This window comes from Paraburkholderia denitrificans (assembly GCF_042655705.1).
GTDB classification, from domain to species: Bacteria; Pseudomonadota; Gammaproteobacteria; order Burkholderiales; family Burkholderiaceae; genus Paraburkholderia; species Paraburkholderia denitrificans.
The window spans coordinates 1-20,277 of sequence record NZ_JBHSMP010000020.1 but is presented as its reverse complement, the minus strand read 5'-3'; the positions used below and the strand labels follow the sequence as shown (position 1 = coordinate 20,277).

The following is a 20,277-nucleotide window of genomic DNA, read 5'->3' as shown; positions in this document are numbered from 1 at the left end:
CGCGTACTGCGAGTGGGGCCGGGACGCAAAAAGACATAAAACGCCCGCCTGCAAAGCCCACAACGCATTTACTTCAAGCGGCAAATTGTACACCAGCGCAGATTGAGCAGAAACGCCGCCGGGAATCCGAAACGACTGGCGGCCCCGCAGTTTCCGCGTCCGGTCTGGCGCTTGCCGTCCACATTCGCCCGCGATTCAATGACCGGAACTCAATGATCTGAAAAATCAGGCACCGATGTTGCGACATGTCGTCACCCGCCGCGACGCGCGCTTTAGTCGCGGCAACCCGTTCGATTCACCGGAGCCGTAACGTTTTTATGTTCAACGAACCTGGTCGAGCCGGCCCTGGTCCGCAGCAGTGTCTCCGTTGCGGGGCCAGGATTAACCGGTTGATGAAATTCTGCCCCCAATGCGGCGCGAACCAATCAAGCGAATCTCGTGCAGCGGACGCGAGCGAGCTTGCGACGCATCACTTGCGGCCACAGTTCTATGCGGTTGGCAGTGTGGTCGTCTTTGCGCTTGCGATCACGGCATATGGGATCTTGCACCGCACTGAACCGGAAACGCCCCACGTTGTAAATGAGGTGGGCGGGGCCGTGCTGATGTCGCCGCAAGCGTCCGCGCCACCGCAAACACCTGCGCAGCAAGAAGCGCTTACGCCGCCGCACGCGTCTTTGCCTCGGGAAGAATCTGCGCTTCAGGTAGCATCTGCGCCTCAGGAAGCGCTCGCGCCGCCCGATGCGTCTGTGCCTCAAGTCGTCGCAGTACCCGCTACGCTCACGCCGCCGACCGTGGTGGTAGACGCGCCGCCCAGCCAGCCACTGCCTGCATCGCCCAGCACGACACATCGCGAGACACACGCCAATACCGCGCAGCGGTACGCCGCTACGCAGCGACGTTTTTCCGCCGAACGCGCGCTCGCCCGGAGAGCCGATGAGAACATGCGGGCCGACGTCGCCAGAAATATCGCCATTGCGCGTGTCAGTCTCGACAAGAACGATCTTTCCGCAGCACGCCGGGCCGTCATGAATGTGCTTGCAGAGCAGCCCGGCAACGGCGCGGCGCTACAGATGCAACATGAACTGGTTTCGCGCGAACAGGAGCGCGATGCGATGCTAGGCTACGCGCGGTTATGTGTGCGTCAGGCACAGTGGGTTTGTGCGTGGCATAACGCCGGTCGCGCACTGACCATCGACGCATCGAGCAGCGAAGCGAGAGAATTGATCTCTCGCGCGATGGTCGAGCATTCAGCAGGCGGCACGCGGAGTTTCGATCCATCCCTGCCCGGCGCGAATAACGAATAGTCGTAATCGGTCGTCGCGATGGCGAACGGTGACACGCCACGCTTGTCACGCGCTGGCGGCTTGTCGGCGTATCGGCGTGTGCGATAGCGGTCCGTTCAAGCGGACCTTATTTTTTAGCGCGTTTGAGCAAGCCGCGTTGCGTTGGTGTGATACCCATCGAGATGAGATCCAGGCCGAGAAACAACGCGAGCAGCCGCATGGGTGCGGCTGGAAATATCGACGCAAGAAAAATAGCGAGAAAAAACGATAAGGCGGCGCTAATCAGCGAAACAACATTGATCCGGCCCGTTCCCGATTCGATGGATGCAACGATCTTGAAGAATCCGTCGAGCACGAAAAAGATCATCAATATGACCGTAAGGCCGCGTGCACGATTGCTGTTGTTGACCAAAATGAGCAAGCCGATAATGATCGGAACGAGAACGGGCGGAATGGCACGGATGATCGGCCATGTACCACGCGTGGCGATGAGTCTGAATGCATGCACGATGCCGCAGAACAGCAGCATTCGTGCAATGAAGAGCGTGCCGATGAACGAACTCGAAACGAACGGCAATACGATGCAAATGATGCCGCCAATGATAAGAAGCGCAGAACTGGACCGCGTAAAGAAGGAACTGTTTTTCATATCTTCAGCTATTGAATTGCGACTGCGCCGGTGACACGGCATCGTTCGCGTTAGCGGAAAATCGCATTCGACGGTTCAATGTTCCTGCTTCTCAAGCGCGACGTGCATTATCAAGGTTTGCTTACATACGCTGAGCTTCGTTTGCATTCGCTTTCTGAGAGTCTACGGCAGGATGGCATGAACGCTGTGGGGTGACAAGCCATGGAAGGCAATCGAAGCGATCTTTAGAGTGCGCGACTCATGGACGACGCAGATCAACAATAACCGCATGCAGTATGAATGGCAGGTTGTATTCGCACAGATCAAACGTGGTTCATAATGAGCGGCAGCATAGCTGAATTGCAGACGGTTTTTACGTGCGTTGCCTGCGTTGCGTCCGTCGCGTGTGAATTGCGGCGGATTTCATGACGCGTACCCACGCATTCTCGTACTGCCTGAGGTTCTGGCGGTTGAGAGGAGGTCTTGCTAAAAAGGGCCCATGAAACAGGATCTCGTCACTTGCACTTGCCTCGTCGTCATCAGCGCTATTACGGGTTGGGTGCTTTTCATTGGGCGCCCGGTATTGGCGCCGATCGCTTTCGCGATCATCACGTGCTACGTCATATTCGGGCTTGCGGAAATTCTCCGGCGCCTGCCGCACGTTGGCAAACGTCTTCGAGCAGGTGTGCGTTACTGGAGCGCCGCGGTGCTCATCCTGATTGCCGTGTATCTCGCGGCGAAGCTTCTGTTCATCGATAGCGACCGGATGGTGGCCGTAGCGCCGAAGTACGAAGCGACGCTGCTCGCGTTGTTGACGAAGTTCGCTGCGTTGCTGCATATCGAAACGGAGCCGACATGGACAGCGTTTCGCCGTGAACTGCTCGGCACCGTCAACGTTCAGGCGATTATCACCTCGCTGCTTGGATCGATTTCATCGATTATGGCCACCACGTTCGTGGTCATGCTGTATACGGCGTTCTTCATGATCGAGCATGGGAGATTCAGGAGAAAGCTATTGACGGTCATGCGGGGGAAGGCCGATCTCGATGGGGTCATTGACACGATCAACGCGAGAATCGGCACCTATCTGGCGCTGAAGGCGCTGCTTGGCGTGGCGCTCGGGGTGCTCAGCTGGATCTGCATGCATTTCATCGATCTGGAATTTGCCGCACTGCTGGCCCTACTCATCGTGTTGCTGAACTTCGTACCGTACGCCGGGTCGCTGATTTCCGTGGCCATTCCAACCCTGCTGGCCGCGCTCCAGTTTGGTCAATGGAGCGAGCCGGCCATGCTCGCCATCGCGTTGTCGGCGATCAACTTCGTGATGGGCAATATTGTCGATCCGTGGTTGATGGCCGGGTCGCTGAACCTCAGCCCCGCGGTCATTCTGATGAGCCTTGCTGCGTGGACCGCGCTGTGGGGCGTTGCCGGGGCATTTATCGCCGTGCCGGGAACCGTGGTGCTGACCATCATCTTCACGGCGTTCGATTCGACGCGGCCGCTCGCGTTGCTGTTGACGCGGGAAGACGTTCCGCCGGTTAGCTAGTGCACGATTTCAGTGATGGGACGGGCTCACAAGGTGCGGGTACGGCGCATGCCGTAAGCACGCGGTTGCGGGACGCCAGCTTGCAGGGTGAGACCGGAGTGCCTTGAATGCACTCCGGTGCAGGGCATTTGAACGGGCGAAGTGACTTTACTGCGTGCGTTTACTGCGGCGTGCCCGGAACGATCTTGGCGATTTTCCAGTCCTTCGTCGTGACGAGCACGTAATCGCCGTTGACGCCGAGCCATTTTTGTCCGCGAGCCGGTGCGTCCAGGCCGTGGCTCTTCCAGTCTTTCATGACGAAGTTGTAATGGCGGTACTTGGTGGGAACGCGTTTACCTTCGTGCCAATCCTGATGCGGCATGGTCGGCATGACCTGCTGCTGGCCGGTGCCCTGGCTTTCGTTCGGGGCCGGTGCGTTTTGCGCCATGACGGGTACGGCAACGCTGACGAGAAGTGCTGCGATAGCAGAAAGAACAAGCTGGCTTTTCATGAGCGAACCTCATTGGAAAGTGAGTAGGTAGTGCCGTTCATATCGTGTTGCCGGTGATAGCGAGTAGTCGGGCAACTGCATCAACCCATTGCGTGTGAAGTAGATGTTATTTACCGATATCCGCCTTGAGCGGTGCTGGTCTCCTGCTCGCGACAGTTTAGCTCGACTATCTGAAAGCCCCAAACAAGGTGCTCGCGTTGTCCGATGATCAAGCCGCCATACATCCATTAAAGCGCGATTGCGTCTCGGCTGCCTGTGAATTGCGAACCGAAATTGATCTTGCGCGCCATACGTATCGGCAGTTATGCAAATGAGATACGCACAATCGTTTATAAAGGTGCGAGTGAAAGCATTCATCAGGACAGCAGCGTCGGCTGGCGACGCCACTGCACCCGAAACGTGAATGCACACCTTTTCTTCAATGGCAGTCTCGTCTAAGCCCCGGTTGATCTTAGGCGACGAGTTTGGCGCGCAGCCGCTTGTACTCATCCTCCGTAAGCGAACCGGTCGACTTCAGGCGATCGAGCTTCTCGATTTCGTCTGCAACGCTAAAGCCAACGACCTGGCGTATTTCGTCGCGCGCTTTTTGCGCTCGCTCCTGACCGCGGAGGGCCATTTTTCTGCCCTGCGTAAGAAGGTAAGCAAATATGCCGATGTACGGGAGCACGATGAGAAAAATGACCCATATTACTTTCTGGAAGCCGGAAATATCGTGTCGGCTGAACAAGTCGCTGGCGACCGTGATGAACAGCCAGAACCACAATATGAACATGAAAATCGAAAACACATCGACAATAAAATTTGCAAACGTAAACCCGTTCGTGAAGATCATGGATGAACTCCGCTAGTTGTTGGTTGTGCGAGAGAACTCGCTGGATTCCGCAAGTGCATTATCCGCGCACTGATTTTTTCTTATCGGTCAGGTGTCCGGTGCCGTTCGCTTCACCTGTCATCTGCGCCGCAGAATGGCCAATGTCACGCTCGTGGGGCGGCTCTGAGCGCGATGGTGCTTCAAGTTTCAATGGCGGCGAGCTGCGCTAGCGAATCAGTCTTTCGCGGCCGTAAAGCATCATCATCATGATGATCACCAGCCCGAAAACGACCTGGCGGAACACATCGGCGGGCAGCTTGATGCCGATTTGCGCGAAATAGTCCTGCGGCTGCAGCACGGACAGAATCGATTGCAATAACGTGATCAGGATGACGCCTGCGATGGTGCCGAGATAGGTGCCGCGGCCGCCAAGTACATTGGTGCCGCCGAGCACGATGGCCGCGATCGTCGGCAGCAGGTACGGGTCGCCCATCGCCTGGTAGGAGCGGTTCGCCCAGCCGGCAAGCAGTACGCCGCCCGCTGCGGCGCAGGCGCCGGACAGCGCAAACGCGATCAGGATGACGCGTCGGCTGTCGACGCCGGAGAGAAAAACGGCCCTCTCGCGATTGCCGATCGCGTAGATCTGCCTGCCCAGCCGGGTGCGCGTGAGCATGTAGGCCGTGACCGTGCCAAGCGCGATCCAGACGAGCAGCGGATTCGGAATGCCCGGAATCAACTGGCCGCTGGCTACAGCGATCATGAAACCGGTGGCCCGATCCTGCGGCGCGAAGCCGCCGGTGTGATAAACCATGAGGCCCTGCGCGACGGCATTCATGCCGAGCGAAAAGATCATTGAAGGCGCACGCAACCAGGCAACCCCCAGGCCGTTCACCACACCGACGAGAAAACCGCAGAAAATCCCGAACGGGATTGCGAGCGGCACGCCGAGTGTGGGCCCAAGGATGCCCGACGCACCCGTGGCCATCATGCCGCCCATGGCGATGGTCCAGGGGATCGACAGGTCGATCTGCCCCATCAGAATTACGATCATCTCCCCGGTTGCGATGGTGCCGAGGAAAGAAGCGACCTGGAGCTGCTGGACGAGGTAGCCAACGGACAAAAATCCCGGCTTGGCGGCTCCGCCCAACAAGAGCAGCAGGGCGATGCAACCGAAGGCGGTCAGCGTCGCGGCATCGATCTTTGGCATGAAGCGAAGCATGGGGCCTACCGGAAGAGGTCCAGCTTGTTGCGCACGCGCAGCAGGCGCAGTGAGCCGAGGCTGACCGCGAACAGCAGCACGGCCCCGACGAACAGCGGCTGCAATACCGGATTGATGTTGAAGACGATGAGCAGATCCCCGACCGTGCGCATCACAAATGCCCCGAAGACGGAGCCGACCACGCCGCCAGAGCCGCCAAAAAGCGACGTGCCGCCAATCACGAGCGCGGCGATCGAATTTAATGTGTAGTCGCCGCCGAGCGCGGCGCGCGCTTCGCCGGAATAGGTAATGCAGGTCAGCAGCAACCCGCCCAACGCGGCGAAAAACCCGGCGAGCGTGTAGGCGCCGAGCCTGGCGCGCGCAATCGGCACGCCCGACATATACGCGGCCTGCTCCGATGAGCCTGCTGCATAGGCGGCCCGCCCGAGTGTCGAGTTCCGGTAGGGCATCCAGACGAACACGATGGCAGCGAGGATCAGCAGTACGGAGGAGGGAACGCCGAACGTTGAGCGTGTCATCCAGTCGGCGAAATCGCCGTTGATTTCGCCGCCGGGCTGGGGGCGCAGCGCGAGCGCGATGCCGAAATAGATCGCGCTGGTCGCAAGCGTGGCAATCAGCGGTTGCAGGCGGCCATACACGACGATCAAGCCGTTGACGAAGCCGCAAACGAGGCCCTCGGCCAGCACGCCGACGATGCCCAGCGCCGTTGCGGCCGGACTGCCGGTGACGATGGTCGATGCGAGGCAATTGCCCAGCATGAAGATCATGCCCACGGAAAGATCGAGCCCGCCGGTCAGAACGGGCAGCGTCTGCGCCATGGCGACCAGCGCGAGCAGCGCGCCTTTGTTGGCTGCTGTGTTGACGATGTCGACGCTGAGCCCCATCGGTTGGGCGGCACCGTAAACGCCGAACATGATGGCAAAGATCGCCGCGGCGATCAGCGCTCCGCGCTGCGCCGCCAGCCAGTAGCGCCAGGTGCCGTTGTGCCGTCTGTGCGCAGGAAGGCGCGTTCCGATGCCCGTCATGATCCGCTCTCGTCGGCGCTCATCCGGTTGCTCCGCGATGGCTGGGTGACTGGTTGGCCGTCGACGTCAGGTTCAGCGCCGCGCCGATGAGGTTGTGCTCAGTGAGTTCCGTGCCCTGTAGCATGCGCGTGACCGTGCCGTCGTAAAAGACGGCCACACGGTCGCAACAGCCCATTAATTCATCGTAGTCGGTGGAATAGAACAGGATTGCCGTGCCTTGCTCCGCGAGCCGCCGCAGCAAATGATAGATTTCCTGCTTCGTGCCGACGTCGATGCCTCTGGTCGGGTCGTTCAGAAGCACGATGCGCGGTTGCGTCATCAACCATTTGCCGATCACCACCTTCTGCTGATTGCCGCCGGAAAGCGCGGCCACGGGGCCGTCGAGCCCGTCCGATTTGATCGCCAGCTGGCGCACGACTCTATCGATCAACTGCGATTCGGCTTTGCGGTCGATCCGGCCAAACCGGCTCACCAAATCGAGCGCGGCGAACGACAGGTTTTCGCGTACGGTCATCGGCAGCATCAGCCCTTCGTTTTTGCGGTCCTCGGGAATCAAGGCCAGGCCGAGTCCGGGCGATTTTGCGTGCCGCGGGCTTGCGATCCTGACCGGCTTGCCGTCGAGTTCGATCTCGCCCGCAACGCCGATCAGCACGCCGAAGAGCGCCAGCAAAAACTGCCGCTGGCCCTGGCCGTCGAGCCCGCCAAGGCCGACCACTTCGCCCGGATGCACGTCGAGCGACACGTCCTTCAACGCAGTGGTCCACGAGAGATGGCGGATTGAAAGCGCCGGTTTGCCTTCGCGAGCGGTTCCGCCGAGCGGTGGAAACGCGCTCGAATATTCCCTGCCGATCATCATCTCGACGATGGCGTCATCGGATCGCGTACCGGCGGCGAACGTCTCGACGTAGCGGCCATTGCGAAAGACGGTGCAGTCGTCGGCAATTTCGGCGATCTCATGCATTCGATGGGAAATGTAGATGATGGCCATTCCTTGCGTGCGCAAGCGTTTCAGAAGCGTAAAGACCTTGCTCACGTCGGCTGCGGTCAGGGCCGAGGTGGCCTCGTCCAGGATCAATACTTTCGGTTGCCGCGCAAGCGCCTTGGCGATTTCGACCATCTGCTGGCGCGACAGCGGCAGGCTGCCTGCGGGCGCGGCGGGATGGATGTCCTCACCGCCGATCAGGGCGAGCATCTCCTCGGCCCGCCGCCGCTCGGCGACCCGGTCGATTCGCCCGAACCGGCGTAGCCGCCCGGCAATGCAGATGTTGTCGGCCACGGTGAGATCGGGCAGCAGCGAGAGCTCCTGGAAAATGCAGGCGATCCCTGCATCTGCCGCGGCTTTGGGTGTGGCGAAGCTGACCGCTGTACCGCCCAGAACGATGCTTCCGCTGTCTGGCAGCACAACGCCGGAGAGGATCTTGATGAAGGTGGATTTGCCCGCCCCGTTCTCACCGAGCAGTGCGTGAATCGAACCCGCGCGGCAGGAGAATTGCACGTCCTCCAGCGCCCGAACGCCGCCATAGTGTTTCGAAATGCCCTCTACGCGCAGCAGTGAGCCCGGCGTTCCTTCAGCCATCTTCGTGCGTCTCCGTCCTGCCCGGCGCAGTAATCGATCGTGCCGCGGTTTTCGTGCAGTCTTCCCGCTCAGTTGTTCGTACCGGACTGCGCCGCGATTTCTTCGGCAGAGAAGCCGATGTTGCAGCTCGGGAAGTTATTCCCGGCGAAGAAACTGCCGGGCAGATTCGGGAAGACGTTTTTACCCGCTACGAACGGTGAGTAATCGACCGAGGTGGGCAGGGCGATGGCCTGCGGAATCACGTTGCCCTGCAGCGCGGCAATCGCCGTCTTGATTGCGACTGCGCTCTGCGCCGGACCCGTGCCGCCGGACTGGCAGGTCAGGCTGGCTTTGTTGCAGAGCAGCCGATAGGCGTTTTCCGTTTCGCCCGAGATCGGCGCCTTGAACTTGCCGGCATCGAGCATCGCCTGAACCGCGCCTTGCGTTCCGCCTTGAACGTACAGGCCGTCGAAAACGCCCCCGGCGGTGATCGCGTCGGCGGTCGCCTTCTGCGCGTCGCCTGGCGCCCAGTTGCCGATTACATCGACCACTTTTACCTTGCGGCCCGACTTGTCGAGCACTTCATGGAAGCCCTGATTGCGGGCAAGATCGACCGGCTGGCCGGACGGTCCACGGACATGCAGCAATGTGAGGTCGCCCGTGGGCTTCGCCTGCTTCAGCAGGAACGTTGCGGCCATCTCGCCGAGGCCATGCTGATTCACGTTGACCGAAATCTGTTCCGGGTCGTCGATCACGTTATCGAACGAGACGACAACCACGCCCTTTGCATTGGCCTTGCGCACGACGCCTTTGAACGCGGCGGAGCTATTGGCATCGACGATGATCGCGTCAAAGCCCTGATCGATGAAATTGTTCGCGGCGGCGATCTGTGCGGCCACGTCCTGGCCGACGGAGACGACCTTGAATTCCCTGATGTCCTTCTTGACGGCCGGCTGCGCGACATACGCCTTGGCGACGCGGATCATCTGGACGCGCCAGTCGTTGGCGATGAAACCATTGACGAGCGCGATCCGGTACGGGCCATGATTGGCTGGCCACTGGAAGAATTTCGTGCTGGCCGATTCGGGCTTGAAGCAGGCCGGATCGGCGCCCGGGCCGCTTACCGCTTTCGGGCCCGCTGCCAGCGCGTGTGTCGATAACGCGAGCGTGATCAGCATGCCAATTGCCGTGGGATACAGGACTTTCTGCATACTTTTCATATGTCTCCCCCATCGACCAGGCCGTACCGCCCTGACTCAAAGAGGCTAGGTGATCGATAAACGGCATGTCAAGACGCACGGCAGCATGACCACTTAATGGGACGTTAATTGCGTGGATTTCGATGCGTGAGAGAAACGTAATTCAGTCAGAAGCGGGGTTTGGGCGGGATAAGGCGCCACGTGATGGCGACCGCGAGCAGGAACACGACGTAAATGAACGTGAACACCCAGCCCGGGAAGTTGTAATAGAGAAGGGCGCTCACCCAATGCTGGATGAAACCTTGCGGGCCAGCCGTTCCGGTGCGCAGAAAGTCTTCCAGCACGGTGAGAGGACACGGCACATTGAGAACCGCGAGGGCCGCGACGATACCGATGGCGACGATATGCAATGTCCGGAACACGCGATTGCGTGCCCAGCCGCGCTGCCAGTATGCGCCGGCCCAGATTGCGATCAGACCGCCGACGATAAACAGCACGATCAGCGCGTGCAACACGAGAATCACGTTGGCGAGCCGGATCATGTGGTGTCCGCGCTGGTTGACTGGCGGTGCCGGTCATGGCACCGCGATGGCTCCACGGGATTCGACGCTCACGCGTCTCGTCCCGCAAGCAGCGCCGTTAATGCCGCTTACACGGCGCCTGAATTGACATAGACGGTCTTCACCACAGTATAGAACTCCCTGGCATAGCTGCCTTGTTCCCGCGGTCCGTAACTCGAACCTTTGCGTCCGCCGAACCGAACGTGGTAATCGACCCCTGCGGTCGCCGCGTTGATCATCACCATCCCGGCCTGAACATGACGCTTGAAGTGCGCCGCGTATTTCAGCGACGTCGTGCAGATACCGGCTGAAAGTCCAAAGTGCGTATCGTTCGCGACGGCCAGCGCTTCTTCGTAATCCTTTACCTTGATGACCGATGCCACCGGGCCGAATACTTCCTCGCGGTTGATGCGCATGGCGGATGTGGTTTCCGTGACGAGCGCGGGCGCGAGGAAAAAACCTTTTGTCGCGGCTTCGACACGTTGACCGCCGAATACCGTTGCGCCTTCGTCGCGCGCAATCGCGATGTACCGTTCGTCCTGCGCGAGCTGGCTTTCGTCGACGACCGGGCCGATCTGCGTCGCCGCGTCGAGTGCGTGGCCGATGCGCAGGGTGCTCATGCGCGCTTTTATCGCTTCGATAAAGCGATCGTAAATGCCTGCCGTCCCGATCAGTCGGCTCGATGCCGTGCAGCGCTGGCCGGTCGAATAGAATGCGCCGTTGATACAGGCCTCCACGGCGATAATCCGATCGACATGAGTGTGGGCTTTTCCAATTCGAAGGCCGCGTGGGTTGGCGAATCGCCCGTCACGATGAGTCACGGCGCGCCAGCGCTCGGCGCCTTGCTTGAAGCATGGCCCGACACGGACGCGGTGATGTGCGTGAGCGATATGTCGGCCTTTGGTGCAATCATGGAATGTCATCGACGCGGCTTGTCGGTGCCGAACGATATCGCGGTGGCCGGTTTCGGCGATTTTGAGGTCGCCTGGTGCAGCTACCCGACGATCACGACGGTTGCCGTGGATGCCTATGGAATCGGGCTGCGTGCCGGGGACGCGTTGCTGGCCGCGCTCGGTGCGATTGAGGAGGAGGGGTAGCCGCGCGCCAGGACCGTCAAGATCGAGTACACGGTCGTACCGCGCGACAGCACTTGAACCGCATTTACGAGCGCCTGCTGCTTATACGGACGCTTTCGCGCAGATCGAACGGCTGCGCAACGCGGAGCCATGTGGTTAGACCACGCTACGATGTTCACGCACAATCGTTGCACGGGCAACCAGCCACACTGTTCTCACGCTGAGATAGCCAATAAACAGGTTCGCGCCGATAAACACGGGCCAGGAAAGCGATATCGCGGACGGTACGCCACGAACGGCGAGCTTGAGGCAAACCACGGTTCCCGAGACAACGCCGAAGCTGAAGGCCCACCACGCGTATCCAAACGGTTGCTCCTTCAGCCACGATTTCAGCCTGAGTCCCACCAGCGTCTGAAATAGTCCGTAGCCGAGCAGCATCAGCAACCATTCCGGCGGCGTACCGGGCGCGACAACCAGTATGGCCGCTCCACAAACGACGGGCGGTGCGAACTGAATACCCAGTAGAGAACGTTGTGCGATGGGCAGGGAGTGGCCGCTCCAGAGCCGCTGGATTATCGGCGGTTCCAACGCGAGCCACGAAAATACGCCGGTGCCGAGAAGTAGCCACGCCCAGCTCGGCTGATTCAATGCGCCGAATGCCGCGGCGCTGGTGAAGCTGCCCGCGACGGTCGGCAGGTAAAGCGTCGGTGTCGTGTCTTCGGCCCGCCGCTCCCCGCGCCATAGCGTGCCCGTATGCCACGCCGAAAACGCGAGCTGCCAGCAAATGCCCGCAATCAGCAATCCCCACGCCCACGATGTCGACCAGATCGTGACAGCCTGGCTGATCAGGAAGGTGGCGATGCCTGCCAGCGCGGGTGTCCCGCCTGCAACAGGGTGCTTGAATTCCGCCCGCATCAGATCCGGACGACGAATCGCGTGGACGATATACGCACACAGGAGACTCGCCCAAATCGCCGTTGCCACGACAAGGATGTCCTCCCCGACATGCGCACTGATTCCCCAAAGCCGCTCTGCAACTCGCCATGATTGTCCGAGGCCGGACAATCCGAGGATGACGCTGAACATCGATGAGGGTACGGGGGGTAAGCGAAACGACACAAGCCTCGGCGACATATCGCGGAATCGGACAGGAGAGAATAAAAAGGTCAACCGCTTTACTACGGCGACTTCACCGGCATACCGGGATCGTATGCACCGCCGTTAATCTGCATATTTCTCGGGTTGACCCACTCGATCAGTAGTTGGTCGGGCTGCGTTGATCCGCGCGCTCGCAGCCGTACTGCTGCCTTACTGGCCAGTCGCGCTCTTTACAGCGCATTTGGCCTCGATGCGGTCGCCGTCGCTGAACTTGAAAGTAACGGGCACCGTCGAGCCGACCGCGAGCGACGCCTTCGGCTTCTCGAACATCGCGTGATAGCCGCCTGGCGCGAAGGCGAACGTGCTATTGGCCGCAATCGTCACCTTCTCGATCGGCACCATTTTCGAGGTGCTGCCGCTCGTCAGTGTCTGGTGCAGCGCGGACATGCCGAACGCTTCGGTGTGGATGCCATCCAGATCAATGGGTTTGCTGCTCATGTTCATGAGCTTGAAGTAGCCGCCTGAGGGCGTCTCGCCCGGCATCGAGCGGATCCAGCAGTCGGAAACCATCATTGCGGCAGCCGAAGCACCAAGCGAGGTGGCGGCAAGCGGCAGTGCGATAGCGAGTTGGCGGAAGGTGCGGTGCATCGCTCAATCTCCAGTTCAAGGTTGAGAAAACGTGATTAAGTGGCGGGATATCGGTCCCGCAACGGGTGCAACGATCATGCTTCGTATCGCAATTGCACGACCGGAATTCACCGCGTGCCAGCTGCATGCCGGCATCTTGAGGCGCTGCATCGCGGCCAGCGCGAGCCTGGCAGGCGCGTGGTCTGAGCGGCAGACATCGGAGCAGCGCAACACTACAGGATAATCCCGGAAGCGAAAACCCTTGCCCGGCGCGCTTTTTTACCAGCTTGCGTGTCGTTCGGGGCAGAAACTCGCAACTTCCAATGAGGCGCGTCAATTTGACTCCTCCACCATGCGTCGAAACCGGGTTACCGCAGTGCATCGGCACAACGTTCCCGGAAGTGTGCGCGACGCTGCGGGGTTTGAGTAGGCTGCCCCCCCGTCGTGCCAAAGACGATAATACTGAGACAGAGCATTTCTTGATTTATTAAATATTTAAAGTTAATAAAAAGATTATGCGTTGTGAACGTAAATCCTATAGGACATCGAAAACAAATTTCTATGGAGATGGCTTGCGGCCACGATTTAACTCCAGATGATGGGCGAGGATCGCGTCGTGGAAGGAGGGGTTATCCAATGCCTTGCCTCGCCAGATCGAACCGAACCATCGGTGCTATGGCGTAAACGGTTCACTGGAACTCGACAAACGCGCGCCGATTCACGCTGCGCATACAGCCATCATCAACACCTCGGAAGATTTGCAATGAAGTTTTCGTGAAAATTAACGTGACAAGGCTAACATGGTTCATCAGGATAACCAATCATATGAAAGATTTTTCCGTGCCGCAAGGATCATTTCCAAATAGTTTCATCTGCATTCTTGCTGCATTGTCACCTTCATTTATGGGATTAGATTGGAATTTCGAAGAACATTGCCATGATCCGGCAATCGTAAGACGGCCGACTAGAACCGTTCGCGATGACGTCGAGCAGCATGCGTCGCGCACGACGCTGAATGCCCATGTTCGCCGCCCGCCCGGTGGCTGTGTTACCGGCCGCCAACCCGAACGGATCGACGCTTCAGAAGCAGGATTGCAGCTCCCCGCGACGGCGAATGTCGAGCGTCGCGCAATGGAAGGCGCCGCCGAACGGTCTGTAACTCAGGAAAGCGCACGGGATCGGTTCAAATCCCCAATCCTTGAACGCCTTGATCAGCGATAGCCGGGACGCATCCACGATCACCCCGAGGCTTTCCAGCACCATCGCTTCTGTGAGGGTCGGCTTGGCCTCCATGCACGTGAGGGTGATCCATATCTCTGTCACGCCGATGAACCACGCAGTCAGGTGGGCGAAGACGGCGCTCAGCAGCGCTGTTCTGTTTGCGTGGATGCGCTGCAGGTTGTCGTGGAGTCCGAGTTTGCCGAAGGACATCTTCAACCAGCGCGCCGCCGCCAACAAGCCGCGTTCGAGCAGGGCAAGCAGCCAAAAGCGCTGTGCGAGATAGAAGCCGATGAGCGCTGCTGCCGCCACCACCAGCCCGGTCGACAACCACTCTATCAGCGCTCCTCCGCGGCCGCCCGCCACGAGGAGCCCGAATCCCGCAATGGTAAACAGGAACTGTGCAAAGGCCTGAATCAGCAGGTCGACGAGGATGGAGGCGCCCGCAAGTCCGGCTGCCACGCCCCAAAAGGTCAGCAACCGCGCGCCAATCAGATTTTCATGGGTTTCCCGGCCGTTGGCGCACACCCGCTCAAACGGGGCCGCCAAGGCATTTAACTTGAAGCTACACGTTGTGTGCGTAAAGGCGTCCGAAAAGTGGCCGGGATACGACGTTACAACGTGGCAAGCGCCCGATTAAACCGATGGACAAAGATCGCGATATCGTCGGTCCAATGACGCACGACCCGTCGCGGCCAGCCGCGCTGCTTCGCTACGCGCGCCTTCTGGTGAATCCTCGTGGAGAAAAAGCGATGCAGGCTTACCCGTTTGGGTATTGCTGATTGATGAGCGCTAGCCGCAGCATCGCCAACTGCGCGGCAAGGTTGCCACGTAGATAGAGATCGCGACGGCGAAGCGCCGATTGCTGCGCGGACGCGTCATACGCCAACGGCAGCGTCAGTCCGTTTGCCGCCGCCGCTTTCATTCCAGCTCCACGCGACATCTGAATGGCGAGCGCAACCTGATCCGCGTGCGTAACGACAGCCACACTTCCCAGTGCAGCAGCCGTGCCGGCCTGCTTGACGATCTCGGCAGCGACGCCGTCGGGCGTCGGCACGTTGACGTCCAGGCTGCCCGGTCCGATGGGTGTTCCGATCGACGTGACGCCAGTGGTCATCGGGTACTTCGCCGCGAGCACATTCGCGACTTCCTGCTGCGCGTAGATCGGCGCGGAGATTTTCTGGCGAAGCTGAAACACTGCATCGGCGATCTGTTCATTCACGGGGCCGGGCGTCGGCGCGCCGCCGCCGGTCGCGGCGCGATTGCCGAAGCTGTACGCGACGATCGTATTGATCCGGTCGACGTCGACGGCCGGCGGCGTCCACGAAAAGAACGTGTTGAAGAGATACGTGGATTCGGTGCCAGCGACGGTCTGATCGTTCAGTTCGTTTGTCAGCTTGCCGAGCATCTGACGCTTCAGTTCGGCATCGGAAACGGAGGTATCGCTGGCGTAGCCAGGGTTGCTGACGGCGCACGCCGCGACGAGCGCGGGTGCGGATGCCAGGAAGTGACGGCGAGTTTGCATGATCGTTCGTGGTCTATGTGAGGCGGATTGCGTCAGCCGTTCGGAAATGCCCGGCTCGTGGCAAGCATCGACTGCATGTTCATTTGCGCGTACATGTCGTGCACGAGATACAGGCTGCGGCTGCGCGTCCACGGCTGGCCGGACTGCGCGTCATACGCCGCCGGGAGCGGCACTTCCTTCGCCGCGAATGCCTTCATGCCCGCATGTTGCGAGGTCAGGATGCAGCGTTTCGCGTGATCGCGATGGCCGACCACCGCGACGTTGCCCATCGCCGCAGCGCCGCCCGCGCGCTTGATGACCTCGAGCGCCACGCCAACCGTGCTCAGATACACGATCGTGCCGTCGCTTGCGACGTTCGGCTCAATTGAGGTCAGCACGTCCGTGCCCATCCGGTACTTCGAAACCAGAAAGCGTGCGATTTCCCATTGCGCGTAGATCTTGACCGGTTTCAACCGGTAGATCCGGTGAACTGCATCGGCCAGCGCTTCGTTGGTCGGGCCTGGATCGGGCAGCGCGCTCTGGTTGTCGCCGGTGCTCGACGTGTTGCCGCTTGCGGCATTCGGACGATTGCCGAAGCTGTACGCGACGATCGAATCAATCTGCGCGGCCGGAATCGACGGGAGCGACCACGTGAAGCCGACGTCCATCATGACCGGAACAATCGCGTTGACGGTTGCGGCGTCACCGAGCTGCGCGTGCAGCTTGCCGGTCATTTGCGACTGGAGTTCGGTGTCTGTAACAGGCGCAGGCGTCGCCGGGACGTCGTTGCTGCCGCACGCACTCAAGGCGGACGTTGCGGCCATTGCGGTTCCTGCGGCGAGAAAGTGTCTGCGCGGGGATTGTGATGAATTCGAATTCATAAGATATGCGAAAAAATATACAGGCGACACCACTTCGGGTGGCGTTTCGGTCGGCATTCCTGGATTGGAGGGGCGGAAATCAGCGCGCCGATGATGTGTGCGACGAACTGCACGATCGGCGTGATGAAGCCATGAAGCGACGAAGCGTGTATCGATCGGGCGATCGGTAGATCAGGATCTTAGTGATCCTTTATTAAATCGCAATGACGAGATTCTTCGATTTATTTGGCGACGCAGACAGGATCGGATTTTTACGTTGTTTGACGATCTGTCTCAGGGTGCCATCGGCTGGATGCGTAAGAATGGGTAGTCGGGACCGAGGCTGCAGCGAGGTGCAAAATCACGAACCCGCGTGCCCGGCACGCCCAGCGGAGCTGGAGGAACGGGAATGGCGGATGGTCTACACGCCCGGCGCGGCCGAGATCCGCTTCGGCTTCGGCCAGTTTCGCCAGGCGTCTACGCGCGCGCTAATCCTCACGCGCCACGCATGATCGGACCACGCGTTCCTGCCGTTCCATTCGCCGGTCGCACCGGCTGATACTCACTTCAGCCGCCCCGCGAGAAACTGTTGCAGCCGCTCGCTGCGCGGCGCATTCAGCACCTCGCGCGGATCGCCTTGCTCTTCGATTTTCCCCTGGTGCAGGAAGATGACGTGATTCGACACATTGCGTGCGAACCCCATTTCGTGGGTAACGACAATCATGGTGCGGCCTTCTTCCGCCAGCGCCTGCATCACTTTCAGCACTTCGCCGACAAGCTCGGGATCGAGCGCAGAGGTCGGTTCATCGAACAGCATCACTTCCGGTTCCATCGCCAGCGCGCGTGCGATCGCTACGCGCTGTTGCTGGCCGCCGGACAGATGCGACGGATACTTGTGCTCGACGCCGTTTGAAAGACCCACCTTCGTCAGATATTTGCGCGCACGGTCTTCCGCCTCGCTGCGGCTCAGTCCCAGCACGCTAATCGGCGCTTCGATGATGTTTTCGAGCACCGTCATGTGTGCCCACAGGTTGAAATGCTGAAACACCATGGACAGGCGCGTACGCATCGTCTGCAATTGCTTCGGATCGCTCACGCGCAGGCCGCCATTGCGGTCGGCCGTCGTGCGAATCTGCTCGCCGTTGAGCGTGATCTGGCCTGAGCAGGGCGATTCGAGGAAGTTGATGCAGCGCAGGAACGTGCTTTTTCCCGAGCCACTGGAACCGATCAGGCTGATCACGTCGCCAGCTTTCGCCTTGAGCGATACGCCCTTCAAAACTTCGTTCTCGCCGAACTTCTTGTGCAAGTCGTCGACAATCAGCTTGTACATTCTCAATACACTCCAACAGGGCGGCGCGGGGTTCAGTGCCCTTGCGGTTTCAGGTAAGCCAGCATGCGTGTTTCCGTGCGCCGGAAAACCCATATCAGGGCGAAGACAATCGTCGCATACAACACAGCCGCGATTCCATATGCCTGGAAGGTCATGTAAGTGGCCGAGTTCGCGTCGCGTGCCACTTTCAATATATCGGGCACGGTCGCGGTGAAGGCGAGGGTCGTGGCGTGCAGCATCAGGATGACTTCGTTGCTGTACGACGGCAGCGCACGCCGCAAGGCGGACGGCAGGATGATGCGCGTATACAGCTTGTATTTCGACATGCCATAGGCAAGCGCCGCTTCGATTTCGCCGTATGCGGTGTCTTTGATCGCACCAGCGAAGATCTCGGTAGCGTAGGCGCACTCGTTCAGCGTGAACGCCAGCAGCGTGCAATTCATCGCGCTGCGAAAGAATTCGCCGAGCAATACATGCGAGTGAACGAAGTGCAGGCTGTAAATGCCGGTGTAGATAATCAGCAACTGGACATAAAGCGGTGTGCCGCGAAAAACGTACGTATAGAGCCAGACCGTGCGCGATACGAAGGGATTGCGCGACGCGCGCGCGACGGCCAGCGGCACGGCGAGCAGAAATCCGAGTGCGATCGATACAACCAGCAGCCAGAGCGTGATGACGAGGCCGCTGTAGTTGAAGCCGTCACTGTAAAGATAGTTCGGCCAGTATTGGTGAAGGAGTTCGATCAAAGCGCAGCCCTCCGCACGCCGGTCGAATAGCGCTTTTCGAGCCGGTGCAATGCCAGATTGGAAACGGTGGTGATGCCGAGATAAATCGCGCCGGTGACGAGCGTAAAGAAGAAGAACGCTTGCGTGGCCTTGCCTGCGTCCTGCGCCGCTTTCACCACGTCTGCGAGACCGATGATCGAGACGAGTGCGGTTGCTTTCACAAGGACCTGCCAGTTATTGCCGATGCCCGGCAGCGCGAAGCGCATCATCTGCGGAAAAAGGATGCGCGTGAACACGCGCCTTGCGGTCATGCCGTAGGCGAAACCGGCTTCGATCTGCCCTCGGGGAACGGCGAGAAAGGCGCCGCGAAAGGTTTCGGTGAAATACGCGCCGTAAATGAACCCGAGCGTAATGACGCCGGCGACGAAGGGGTCGATGTCGATCTGATCCATACCGAGAGCGTCGGTCAGGTCGTTCAGCCAGATCTGGATGCTATAGAACAGCAACAGCATCAGGACGAGATCGGGTACTGCGCGGATCAGCGTCGTATACGTCGTTCCGATGCGCTGGAGCGTGCGATTGGGCGAGAGCTTCGCGGCAGCACCGGCGAGACCGAGCAGAAACGCCGCGGCAAGCGAAAGCACCGCGAGCTTGATGGTTTCCCACGTGCCCGCGAGGAGTAGTGGGCCGAAGCCTTGAAAAAACATGAACGGATGTCCTCTATGAAATGACGCGTGCCGGGCGAGGGCGCGGCGTGCTTGCGCAGTTTGATGCGCACGAAGAAGGCGAGCCCCAGGCGTTGCCGGAAGCCAGCACGAGTGCGGCGAAGCAGGCGGTTCTCTTCAAGAGGTCTCCGAAAAATGGTTTTCGACGCGGCACGTTGGGCGCTAGTTGTCTATACAAGATATCGTGGCAGCCAGATGGCCAACAATCAGTGTTATCACTGATGGGTATGGCTGACGCGCGAGGAAAAAGTCATCAAACACGGATATCAGACGAATCGTGCGAGGGTATACGAGTAGGTAATTTAACTTGTATAGACAAGCTCAATTCGATACGCTGACGTTACCTTGTCCATACAACTTTCCTGTGATGATTAAACTGACTCCCGGCCACCTGACCCTGCCCCAACTGCGCCAGATCGCGCGCGAAACGGTAAAACTCGAACTCGATCCGGCGAGCTACGCGGCGATCGACGCGGGCGCGCAAACCGTCGCCGCCATCGCCGCGAAGGGCGAACCCGCCTACGGCATCAACACCGGCTTCGGGCGCCTCGCCAGCACCCACATTCCGGCCGACCAGCTCGAACTGCTGCAGCGCAATCTGGTGCTCTCGCACGCCGTGGGCGTGGGCGAGCCGATGTCGCGCCCGGTCGTGCGCCTCCTGATGGCGCTGAAGCTCTCGAGCATGGGCCGCGGCCACTCCGGCATCCGCCGCGAGGTGATGGACGCGCTCATTACGCTGTTCAACGCCGACGTGCTGCCGCTGATTCCCGTGAAAGGCTCGGTGGGCGCCTCGGGCGA

The 20,277-nt window shown here is 59.9% G+C and carries 19 protein-coding genes and 3 pseudogenes; 5 read left to right on the top strand and 17 right to left on the bottom strand.

The genetic code is table 11. The annotated features are described in order from the left end of the window. Nucleotides 1-746 precede the first annotated feature (746 nt). Nucleotides 747-1,304 (top strand): hypothetical protein, encoded by a 558-nt coding sequence (locus ACFPTO_RS16965; RefSeq protein WP_377712967.1) that lies wholly within the window; start codon nucleotides 747-749, stop codon nucleotides 1,302-1,304. Between the two features lie 106 nt (nucleotides 1,305-1,410). Here ACFPTO_RS16965 and ACFPTO_RS16960 read toward each other — a convergent pair whose 3' ends face one another. Then, complete coding sequence (locus ACFPTO_RS16960) at nucleotides 1,411-1,932, bottom strand: DUF308 domain-containing protein (RefSeq protein ID WP_377712965.1); 522 nt, start codon at nucleotides 1,930-1,932, stop codon at nucleotides 1,411-1,413. 478 nt (nucleotides 1,933-2,410) lie between these two features. On the opposite strand from ACFPTO_RS16960, the gene ACFPTO_RS16955 reads away from it, so the two are divergent. Then, complete coding sequence (locus tag ACFPTO_RS16955) at nucleotides 2,411-3,457, top strand: AI-2E family transporter (RefSeq protein ID WP_377712963.1); 1,047 nt, start codon at nucleotides 2,411-2,413, stop codon at nucleotides 3,455-3,457. A gap of 160 nt (nucleotides 3,458-3,617) precedes the next feature. Here the strand turns inward: ACFPTO_RS16955 and ACFPTO_RS16950 are convergent, their stop codons facing one another. From ACFPTO_RS16950 to ACFPTO_RS16915, 8 genes and pseudogenes are all read right to left on the bottom strand, one after another. Then, a complete protein-coding gene (locus tag ACFPTO_RS16950) occupies nucleotides 3,618-3,947 on the bottom strand; it encodes an RcnB family protein (protein ID WP_377712961.1) in 330 nt (109 codons plus the stop codon). 451 nt (nucleotides 3,948-4,398) lie between these two features. Beyond that, nucleotides 4,399-4,779 carry an SHOCT domain-containing protein gene (locus ACFPTO_RS16945; protein ID WP_377712959.1) on the bottom strand — a complete coding sequence of 127 codons (381 nt, stop codon included), beginning with the start codon at nucleotides 4,777-4,779 and terminating at the stop codon, nucleotides 4,399-4,401. Nucleotides 4,780-4,984: 205 nt separating this feature from the next. Next, complete coding sequence (locus tag ACFPTO_RS16940; RefSeq protein ID WP_377712957.1) at nucleotides 4,985-5,965, bottom strand: ABC transporter permease; 981 nt, start codon at nucleotides 5,963-5,965, stop codon at nucleotides 4,985-4,987. Nucleotides 5,966-5,982: 17 nt separating this feature from the next. After that, the gene (locus tag ACFPTO_RS16935) at nucleotides 5,983-7,002 is read right to left on the bottom strand and encodes an ABC transporter permease (RefSeq protein ID WP_377712955.1); all 1,020 of its coding nucleotides are present in this window, start codon (nucleotides 7,000-7,002) and stop codon (nucleotides 5,983-5,985) included. A 19-nt stretch (nucleotides 7,003-7,021) separates the two neighbouring features. Then, on the bottom strand, nucleotides 7,022-8,578 hold the full coding sequence (locus ACFPTO_RS16930; protein ID WP_377712953.1) for a sugar ABC transporter ATP-binding protein: 1,557 nt from the start codon (nucleotides 8,576-8,578) through the stop codon (nucleotides 7,022-7,024). Between the two features lie 68 nt (nucleotides 8,579-8,646). After that, a complete protein-coding gene (locus tag ACFPTO_RS16925; protein WP_377712951.1) occupies nucleotides 8,647-9,768 on the bottom strand; it encodes a substrate-binding domain-containing protein in 1,122 nt (373 codons plus the stop codon). A 155-nt stretch (nucleotides 9,769-9,923) separates the two neighbouring features. Beyond that, complete coding sequence (locus ACFPTO_RS16920; RefSeq protein WP_377712949.1) at nucleotides 9,924-10,298, bottom strand: DUF2784 domain-containing protein; 375 nt, start codon at nucleotides 10,296-10,298, stop codon at nucleotides 9,924-9,926. 107 nt (nucleotides 10,299-10,405) lie between these two features. After that, nucleotides 10,406-11,068: pseudogene (locus ACFPTO_RS16915) on the bottom strand (aldehyde dehydrogenase family protein); the annotation flags it as partial. Nucleotides 11,069-11,074: 6 nt separating this feature from the next. On the opposite strand from ACFPTO_RS16915, the pseudogene ACFPTO_RS16910 reads away from it, so the two are divergent. Next, nucleotides 11,075-11,413 (top strand): annotated as a pseudogene (locus ACFPTO_RS16910) (substrate-binding domain-containing protein); the annotation flags it as partial. Between the two features lie 135 nt (nucleotides 11,414-11,548). Here the strand turns inward: ACFPTO_RS16910 and ACFPTO_RS16905 are convergent. The 5 genes from ACFPTO_RS16905 to ACFPTO_RS16885 all read right to left on the bottom strand — a co-directional run bounded on the left by ACFPTO_RS16905 (nucleotide 11,549) and on the right by ACFPTO_RS16885 (nucleotide 16,720). After that, nucleotides 11,549-12,562 carry an SLAC1 family transporter gene (locus ACFPTO_RS16905; protein WP_377712947.1) on the bottom strand — a complete coding sequence of 338 codons (1,014 nt, stop codon included), beginning with the start codon at nucleotides 12,560-12,562 and terminating at the stop codon, nucleotides 11,549-11,551. Nucleotides 12,563-12,700: 138 nt separating this feature from the next. Further along, the gene (locus ACFPTO_RS16900) at nucleotides 12,701-13,138 is read right to left on the bottom strand and encodes a copper chaperone PCu(A)C (protein ID WP_377712945.1); all 438 of its coding nucleotides are present in this window, start codon (nucleotides 13,136-13,138) and stop codon (nucleotides 12,701-12,703) included. Nucleotides 13,139-14,197: 1,059 nt separating this feature from the next. Then, a complete protein-coding gene (locus ACFPTO_RS16895) occupies nucleotides 14,198-14,884 on the bottom strand; it encodes a hypothetical protein (protein WP_377712943.1) in 687 nt (228 codons plus the stop codon). A 211-nt stretch (nucleotides 14,885-15,095) separates the two neighbouring features. Further along, nucleotides 15,096-15,860 carry a Tat pathway signal protein gene (locus ACFPTO_RS16890; RefSeq protein ID WP_377712941.1) on the bottom strand — a complete coding sequence of 255 codons (765 nt, stop codon included), beginning with the start codon at nucleotides 15,858-15,860 and terminating at the stop codon, nucleotides 15,096-15,098. A gap of 32 nt (nucleotides 15,861-15,892) precedes the next feature. Next, nucleotides 15,893-16,720 carry a hypothetical protein gene (locus ACFPTO_RS16885; RefSeq protein ID WP_377712939.1) on the bottom strand — a complete coding sequence of 276 codons (828 nt, stop codon included), beginning with the start codon at nucleotides 16,718-16,720 and terminating at the stop codon, nucleotides 15,893-15,895. Nucleotides 16,721-17,022: 302 nt separating this feature from the next. Here ACFPTO_RS16885 and ACFPTO_RS16880 point away from each other — a divergent pair. After that, a pseudogene (locus ACFPTO_RS16880) lies at nucleotides 17,023-17,202 on the top strand (hypothetical protein); the annotation flags it as partial. 59 nt (nucleotides 17,203-17,261) lie between these two features. On the opposite strand, the gene ACFPTO_RS16875 reads toward ACFPTO_RS16880, so the two are convergent. From ACFPTO_RS16875 to ACFPTO_RS16865, 3 genes are read right to left on the bottom strand one after another with little or no spacing between them, the layout of a single operon-like run. Next, nucleotides 17,262-18,029: an ABC transporter ATP-binding protein gene (locus ACFPTO_RS16875; RefSeq protein WP_377712937.1), complete on the bottom strand. Its 768-nt coding sequence runs from the start codon at nucleotides 18,027-18,029 to the stop codon at nucleotides 17,262-17,264. Nucleotides 18,030-18,061: 32 nt separating this feature from the next. Beyond that, on the bottom strand, nucleotides 18,062-18,775 hold the full coding sequence (locus ACFPTO_RS16870; protein ID WP_377712935.1) for an ABC transporter permease: 714 nt from the start codon (nucleotides 18,773-18,775) through the stop codon (nucleotides 18,062-18,064). Beyond that, nucleotides 18,772-19,461 carry an ABC transporter permease gene (locus tag ACFPTO_RS16865; RefSeq protein ID WP_377712933.1) on the bottom strand — a complete coding sequence of 230 codons (690 nt, stop codon included), beginning with the start codon at nucleotides 19,459-19,461 and terminating at the stop codon, nucleotides 18,772-18,774. The genes ACFPTO_RS16870 and ACFPTO_RS16865 overlap by 4 nt, the downstream gene beginning before the upstream one ends. Before the next feature lie 385 nt (nucleotides 19,462-19,846). Between ACFPTO_RS16865 and ACFPTO_RS16860 the strand changes: the two genes are divergently transcribed. After that, on the top strand, nucleotides 19,847-20,277 hold a 431-nt coding region (locus ACFPTO_RS16860; RefSeq protein WP_377712931.1), incomplete at its 3' end, for an aromatic amino acid lyase.